This window comes from Candidatus Polarisedimenticolaceae bacterium (genome assembly GCA_036275915.1).
Classification (GTDB): Bacteria; Acidobacteriota; Polarisedimenticolia; order Polarisedimenticolales; family DASRJG01; genus DASRJG01.
Genome location: DASUCV010000004.1, coordinates 848,790 through 855,314, shown reverse-complemented (window position 1 = coordinate 855,314; position 6,525 = coordinate 848,790). Strand labels below are relative to the sequence as shown.

The following is a 6,525-nucleotide window of genomic DNA, read 5'->3' as shown; positions in this document are numbered from 1 at the left end:
TCGGTGCCGAGCCGCTCGGCGACCTTCCGCGCCCAGGGGCCCTCGTCGTACTCGGGCTCGGCGAAGGCGATCGTGTACGTGCGGACCGGCCCGGTGGCGCGCGCCCGCATGAGCGCGACGACGAGCGACGAGTCGATGCCGCCGGAAAGGAACGCGCCGAGGGGCACGTCGGCGATCATCCGGAGCGCGACCGCCTCCTCGAGCGTCGCCGCGAGGAGATCGAGCGCCTCGGCGTCGCTTCCCGCGAACGGGTCTTCCAGCCCAGCGCGCGCAACCTCGGGCAGGGACCAGTAGCGCGTGAGCGCACCGGGATCGCCGGGGCGGGGGACGGCGAGATCGAACGTGCGGACGCATCCCGGCTCGAGCTTCGCGAACCCCTTGAAGATCGCGTGGGGCGACGGGACGAAGTTGAACCGCAGGAACGCGGCCATCGCGCTCGGGTCGACTGCGGCCTCGAACGCCGGGTGGGCGCGGAGCGACGTGAGCTCCGAGCCGAAGAGGAGCGCGCCGCGCGACCACCCGTAGTAGAGGGGCTTGATGCCGACGCGGTCGCGGACGAGGTGCAGCTTCCGCTCCCGCCGGTCCCACAGCGCGAACGCGAACATGCCGACGAAGCGCGCGATCGACGGGACGATCCCCCACGCCTCGAACGCCGCGAGCATGACCTCGGTGTCCGATCCGCCGCGGAATTTCGCACCGCCGGCCTCGAGCTCGTCGCGCAGCGCTTGGAAGTTGAACACCTCGCCGTTGTACGCGATGACGTAGCGACCGCCGGCAGAGACCATCGGCTGATGGCCAAAGGCGCTGAGGTCGAGGATCGCGAGGCGCCGGAAGGCGAGGCCGACTCCCGCCGACGGATCGTTCCAGAGCCCTTCGTCGTCGGGGCCGCGGTGCGCGAGGGCGGCAGCCATGGCACCCAGACGGCGCGTCATCGTCGCCGAGTCCGCGCCGGGGTCGAACGCTCCCGCGAAGCCGCACATGCGGCGTCATTGTAGACGTTGCGGCGTGCTAGCATCCCGGCTCGTCACGTGAAGCTTCTCTTCTTCATCGCCTCGCTGGAGTGCGGCGGCGCCGAGCGCGTGAGCGCGCGCCTCTGCAGCTACTGGGCCGAGTCGGGTTGGGACGTGACCCTAGCGACCTTCGATGACGGAAGCGCGCCGCCGTTCTACCCGCTGAGCACGCGGGTACGCCACGTCACCCTCGACCTCAAGCGGCGCTCGACGAGCTTCCTTCATTCACTCGCGAACAACGGGAAGCGGATCAGGCGCCTGCGCCGGTTCGTGGCGGAGGAGAAGCCCGACAGGATCGTATCGTTCATCGACGCCACGAACGTGCTCGCGCTCATCGCGGCGCGCGGCCGCGGTATCCCGGTCGTCGTCTCGGAGCGGATCGATCCCCATCACCACACGATTCCCTGGGGTTGGCGCGCGCTCCGGCGCAGCGTGTACCCGTGGGCCCATACGATCGTCGTCCAGACGCAGGGCGCGGCCGACTTCTTTCCGGCGGCGTGGCGGGCACGCATCGTCGTGATCCCGAACCCGGTCCCGGACCTCCCGGCAGTCGCGATCGCCGCGCCGAAGCGGCCGTCGATCGTCGCGATGGGGCGGCTCGATCCTCAGAAGGGGTTCGACCTGCTCGTCGACGCCTTCGCGTCGATCGCCGCGTCGATCCCGGAATGGGAGCTGACGATCCTGGGGGAGGGGCCGGAGCGCGCCTCGCTCGAAGCGCGCGTCGCCCGCGGCGGCCTCGCGGGGCGCGTCCACCTCCCGGGGAGGGTGACGGACGTCGCCTCGGTCCTGAACGGGGCCGAGATCTTCGTCCTGTCGTCGCGCTACGAGGGGTTTCCGAACGCGCTCCTCGAGGCGATGGCGGCCGGGCTCGCGGCGGTTGCCTTCGACTGCCCGAGCGGTCCCAGGGAGATCGTGCGCGACGGGATCGACGGGATCCTCGTTCCTCCCGGCGACGTGCCCGCGCTCGCGGAGGCCGTCTCCTCGCTCGCGCGTGATCCGGGAAGGCGTCGCGCGCTCGGCGAGAAGGCGCGCGGCGTCCTCGAGCGCTTCTCGATGCCGGCGGTTGCCGGGATGTGGAGCCGGGTGCTCGACGGCGCCGGCACGAGGGAGAGCTGACGATGGGACAAGCGCGCATCTGGGAATACTTCCAGAACGAGGGGGCCGGTTCTTTCCGTCTCGCCGGGCCGCGACTCCGCTACGTCGCCGGCCTCTTCGCCGCGGGCGCCGACGTGCTCGACATCGGCGTCGGCGACGGGACGTTCGAGCGCCTGGCGGCGGCACGCGGTGTGCGCGTTTTCGTGCTCGATCCGGACTCGCAAGCGATCGAGCGCGCGCGGACCGAGCTCTCGCTCGGCGACCGCGCGCGGACCGGCCTCATCGACAAGCTCCCTTGGCCGGACGGCTCGTTCGACGGCGTCGTCGTCTCTGAAGTGCTCGAGCACCTGGACGACGCGACGCTTGCGGCCGGCCTCGACGAGATCCGCCGCGTCCTCAAGCCGGGCGGCCGCATCGTCGGTACCGTCCCCGCCGACGAGCCGCTCGAGTCGCAGCGCGTCGTCTGCCCCGACTGCGGCCGGCGCTTTCATCGATGGGGCCACGAGCAATCGTTCAGCCCGGAGCGGATGCAATCGCTCCTCGCCGGGCGCTTCGATGCGCCGGAAGTGACACGGCGCTGGTTCGTGCCGTGGTCGCACCTCAACTGGAAGGGGAAGATCCACGGCGCGATCCGCAAGGCGCTCGCCGTCGCCGGCCAATGGGGCGAAGGGCACAACCTCGTCTTCGTCGCGAGAAGGGGACAGTAACCGAGTTTTTGTTACACGCGCAGTTCGCGTGTAACAAAAACTCGGTTACTGTCCCCTTCTTATTTCCTCGCGAGCACCTCTTCGTAGAGCGACGCGAACGACCCAGCGGCGCGATCGATGTCGAAGCGGTCGGAGGCGCGCGCCCGCGCTTCGCCGCCGAGGAGCGCACGCGCCGCCGGCTCGAGGGCGAGAACGCGCTCCCACCCGTCGGCGAGCGCCGCGGGGTCGTCGGGGCGGACGAGCACGCCCGCCTCGCCGATGAGGTCCGGGATGTCGCCGAGCGCGGGAGCGACGCACGGGACGCCGGCCGCCATCGCCTCGAGGAGCGCGTTCGGTAGCGCCTCGGCGTGCGACGACAAGGTCGCGAGGTCCGCGGCGGCGAGGAGATCGGGCACGTCGGAACGGTCGCCGAGAAGACGGGTGCGGTCGCGGATTCCGGCTGCGTCGAGCCAGCTTCCGAGCTCGACGTTCGACCGGTCGACTCCGGCACCGGCCATGACGAACCGGACGTCGGGCCTGCTCCGGCCGAGCATGCCCGCTGCTTCGACGAAACCGCGATGGTTCTTGACCGGATGCCATCGCGCGAAGAGGACGATGGCCGGCGCTTCGCCGGGAAGACCGAGCGCTTCTCGGACCTTGCGCCGCACCTCCGGGTTCCGGGTGTACGACGAGACGTCGATTCCGTTCGCGATGACGCGCGTGCGCTCGGCGTCGTAGCCGGCGGCCTCGTGCTGGCGCGCGGCGTCGTACGCGTTGTAGACGATCGCCGCGGGTAGGTCGGAGCGGCGCGCACCCCACGCGACCGCCATCCTCGTCGTCCAGGGGCTCGTGTCGAGATCGCGCAGGCCCTGGCGCACGCTCCAAACGAGGGAGGGCCGGATCTTCGCCGGCGCGTTCCGCACGTAGCTCGCCGCGATGTTCCCGCGGTACATCCACCCTTGGAGGACCTCGGGCTGGAACGCGCGCACGATGCCGCGAAGACGCCACGCCGCCCGCCCCAGCTCCTCGACGGGAATGCCGCGGGCGGCGAGCACCCCGGCGAGCGGCTCCCCGGATCCGAGCGAGACGACGCGGCACGCGTGCCCGCCTATGGCGAGGCGCTCGACGAGGCGCGCGAGAAACCCCTCGGCCCCTCCTCGCGCCAGGCCCGACGTCACGAAGAGCAGGCGCCGGCCGGGCAAGGGCGAGTTACTCCTCGCCGCCCGTGCCGCGGAACCGGTCGTCGGGATCGGCGAACAAGACGTTGAAGCTCGTGAGGGTGCCGTAACAACCGGTGATGTAGGCCTGGAGCTTGATCTTGACGTCCTCGGGGATCTCGAGCGCGTTGACGTTCTGCTCGAGGACACGAAGGCGGTTCCGGAGCATGACGACCTTGTGGAAGAACGAGTCGATCGGCCAGGTCTTCTCCTGGAGCCCGGGGCTGCCGGGGCGGAGCACCAGCTCGCCGCCGCGCCACTTGTCGGCGGGAGCGACGGCCGTGAGGCCCGACTCCTCGCGGATCACGCGGCGGAGGACCATCTCGAGATCGGCGGGGGACTCGCTCACGGGGAAGCTCCTCTCACGCTCGGAGACGAGGGATGCGGGGTGGGGTGCCGCGGGCGCATAGGGGCGCGGCGACGACACCGTGCGCAGGGGACGATCGGCGCCGCCGTGATAGCGGTGGCGGCTCCCGCAGAAATCGCACTGAACCTGCGCGATCGTGCCGTCGGGGTTCGCGGCGACGACGATGTGCTCCCGCAGGACCTTGCAGGCGCGGCACTCGTCGTCCACGCGCTGTCCGGCTCGATAGTGGCGTGGCGGGGTCGCGCTCACGGGGGAGAGTCTACTCGTCGTCCAGGGAAACGGTGCTGACGACGAAGTCGAGGGCCTGGGTCGCATCGCCGCGCTTGATCTCGACGTGCCGCTTCTCGCCGTCTTGAAGGAAGAGCTGCCGGATCTCCGCGAGGCGGAGCTCGGACGCGGGCTTGCCGTCGATCGACGCGACGATGTCGTCCTTCTTGAGCCCGGCCTTCTCGGCGGGGGAATCCTTGCGGATCCCGGTCACTTTGAAAACGCGGTAGTCGTCGCCGTCCGAGAGGAACGTGGCGCCGAACGTCCTGCGCCCCTTGAACGGCTTGTCGAAGTCGGCGTTCGGCTCGAGGACGATGACGTTCCGGGCGTAGTCGTAGGTCGTCGTGAAGCGCCGCAGGATCGTCTCTCCGACGGTTCCGTCGAAGGCGCGCGACGCGTACGCGCCGGTCTTCGCGACCATCAGGTTGTTCGGGATGTCCTTGACGGTGAAGGCGCCGAGCGTGAGCCCGCCGATCTTCCCGCGCACGCTCGTCTGCGCGAAGAACTCCTTCTCGGAGCCCGCGAGGACGTTGGGCTCGCCCGGTGGCTTCTTCCGCGCGCGCTCGAGAAGCTTGTGATCGAGGACGAACGGCGTGCAGAGGTTCAGCGTATCGGCGGCGCCGGAGTCGATGACGAGGTCGGCGGAGATCGCGGGAGGCGTCGGGACGGTGATCGTCGCGGTGACGTGCGGGTGGCCGCCTTCCTCGATGACGAACGGCATCGCCTTCCCGTTCCCGCTGTACTTGAAGCCGGCCGGGTCGAGGAGGTCGATCACCTTCCGGTCGTAGTCGACGCGCACGACGAAGCGGCTGAAGAAGTCGTACCCGAACATCCCGCCCATCTTCCGGCCGTAGATCTTCTCGAGGCCGGACATGTCGATGACGCGGTGCCGCTGGTTCCGGAGCTCGACCCCGGGAAGGCTGACGACCGGCACCTTCGTGTTCTGGGTCGGAGCGGTATTGCCGCCCCCTTCGGCCTGGGACGCGCCGAACGGCGTGAGCCCGAACTCCGCCATCCGCGTCTTGTTGATGAACGACTGCTCGGCGCCGGTGTCGAGCATGAACCACATCGGCTCGTGCCCGTTGACGCGGACGTCGACCATGAGGTGGTCGTTCTCGAAGTTGAACGGGATTGAGAGCGCCGCGTGGCTGTTCGCGAAGAAGACGTCGCGCGGCCCATCCTCCGGCCGCGCCGGAACGGGGAGCGCCTTCTTCGCCGGCGCATAGAGCGAAAGCGCTGTCGTGTCCTGATCGTCCGCCTCGCCGCCCCCGGTCGCGATCGCGAACGGCACCTTGACCTTGTCGACGGCGCGCCAGTCGGAGGGGACGACGAGGACGTCGTCGCCGAAGTAGTTACGGGTGAACTTCGACGGCAGGCCGGTCGCGTCGTCGATCGTGACGTCGAAGCTCGCGACCTCCTTCGGGGCGAAGCGCAGCACCGTCGCCGGGTGCGCGTCGTCCCTGGGAAGGAGCGTGGGCGCCAATTTCGCCGCATCGACGACGCTCCCCGCGAAGAGGAGCGCCTCGATCAGTGCCTCGGCCCGCTGGTCGGCCCGGTCGCGCCCCTGGACGTCACGCACGTGGCCGTTCCAGTCGCGGAGCCACGCGCCGCCCGCCGCGACGGCCTCTTCCTGCGTGTCGCCCTGCTCGGTCGTGACACGGCGGAACGTGTCGCGGGCGACCGCGACGTCCTGCGTTCCCTTGATCTGCTGGAGGGCCGAGTCGGCCCGGTAGGTGGCCCCCTTGACCCCCTTCCAGGCCTTCTCGCCGCCGGTCGCCTCGACCCAGCGCTTCAGGACCGACGAGACCGTCGGGGTCTCGGCGGCGCCCGCGGGAAGAGCGAGCGCGAGCGCGGCCGCCAGGACGAAACGCCGGACGGTCACG

6 protein-coding genes are annotated in these 6,525 nt (G+C 70.3%); 2 read left to right on the top strand and 4 right to left on the bottom strand.

The window, feature by feature from the left end; all coding sequences use genetic code 11:
* On the bottom strand, positions 1–980 hold a 980-nt coding region (gene asnB, locus VFV19_06015; protein HEX4823847.1), incomplete at its 3' end, for an asparagine synthase (glutamine-hydrolyzing).
* A gap of 48 nt (positions 981–1,028) precedes the next feature.
* Here asnB and VFV19_06010 point away from each other — a divergent pair.
* Positions 1,029–2,126: a glycosyltransferase family 4 protein gene (locus VFV19_06010; protein ID HEX4823846.1), complete on the top strand. Its 1,098-nt coding sequence runs from the start codon at positions 1,029–1,031 to the stop codon at positions 2,124–2,126.
* 2 nt (positions 2,127–2,128) lie between these two features.
* Entirely contained in the window at positions 2,129–2,812 is a 684-nt protein-coding gene (locus VFV19_06005; protein HEX4823845.1) for a class I SAM-dependent methyltransferase, read from the top strand.
* A gap of 59 nt (positions 2,813–2,871) precedes the next feature.
* On the opposite strand, the gene VFV19_06000 is transcribed toward VFV19_06005, so the two are convergent.
* From VFV19_06000 to VFV19_05990, 3 genes are read right to left on the bottom strand one after another with little or no spacing between them, the layout of a single operon-like run.
* On the bottom strand, positions 2,872–3,993 hold the full coding sequence (locus VFV19_06000) for a glycosyltransferase (protein HEX4823844.1): 1,122 nt from the start codon (positions 3,991–3,993) through the stop codon (positions 2,872–2,874).
* A 7-nt stretch (positions 3,994–4,000) separates the two neighbouring features.
* Positions 4,001–4,624, bottom strand: coding sequence for a hypothetical protein (locus VFV19_05995; protein HEX4823843.1), 624 nt, complete (start codon positions 4,622–4,624; stop codon positions 4,001–4,003).
* Positions 4,625–4,634: 10 nt separating this feature from the next.
* A complete protein-coding gene (locus VFV19_05990) occupies positions 4,635–6,524 on the bottom strand; it encodes an aspartyl protease family protein (GenBank protein HEX4823842.1) in 1,890 nt (629 codons plus the stop codon).
* Position 6,525: the final 1 nt, after the last annotated feature.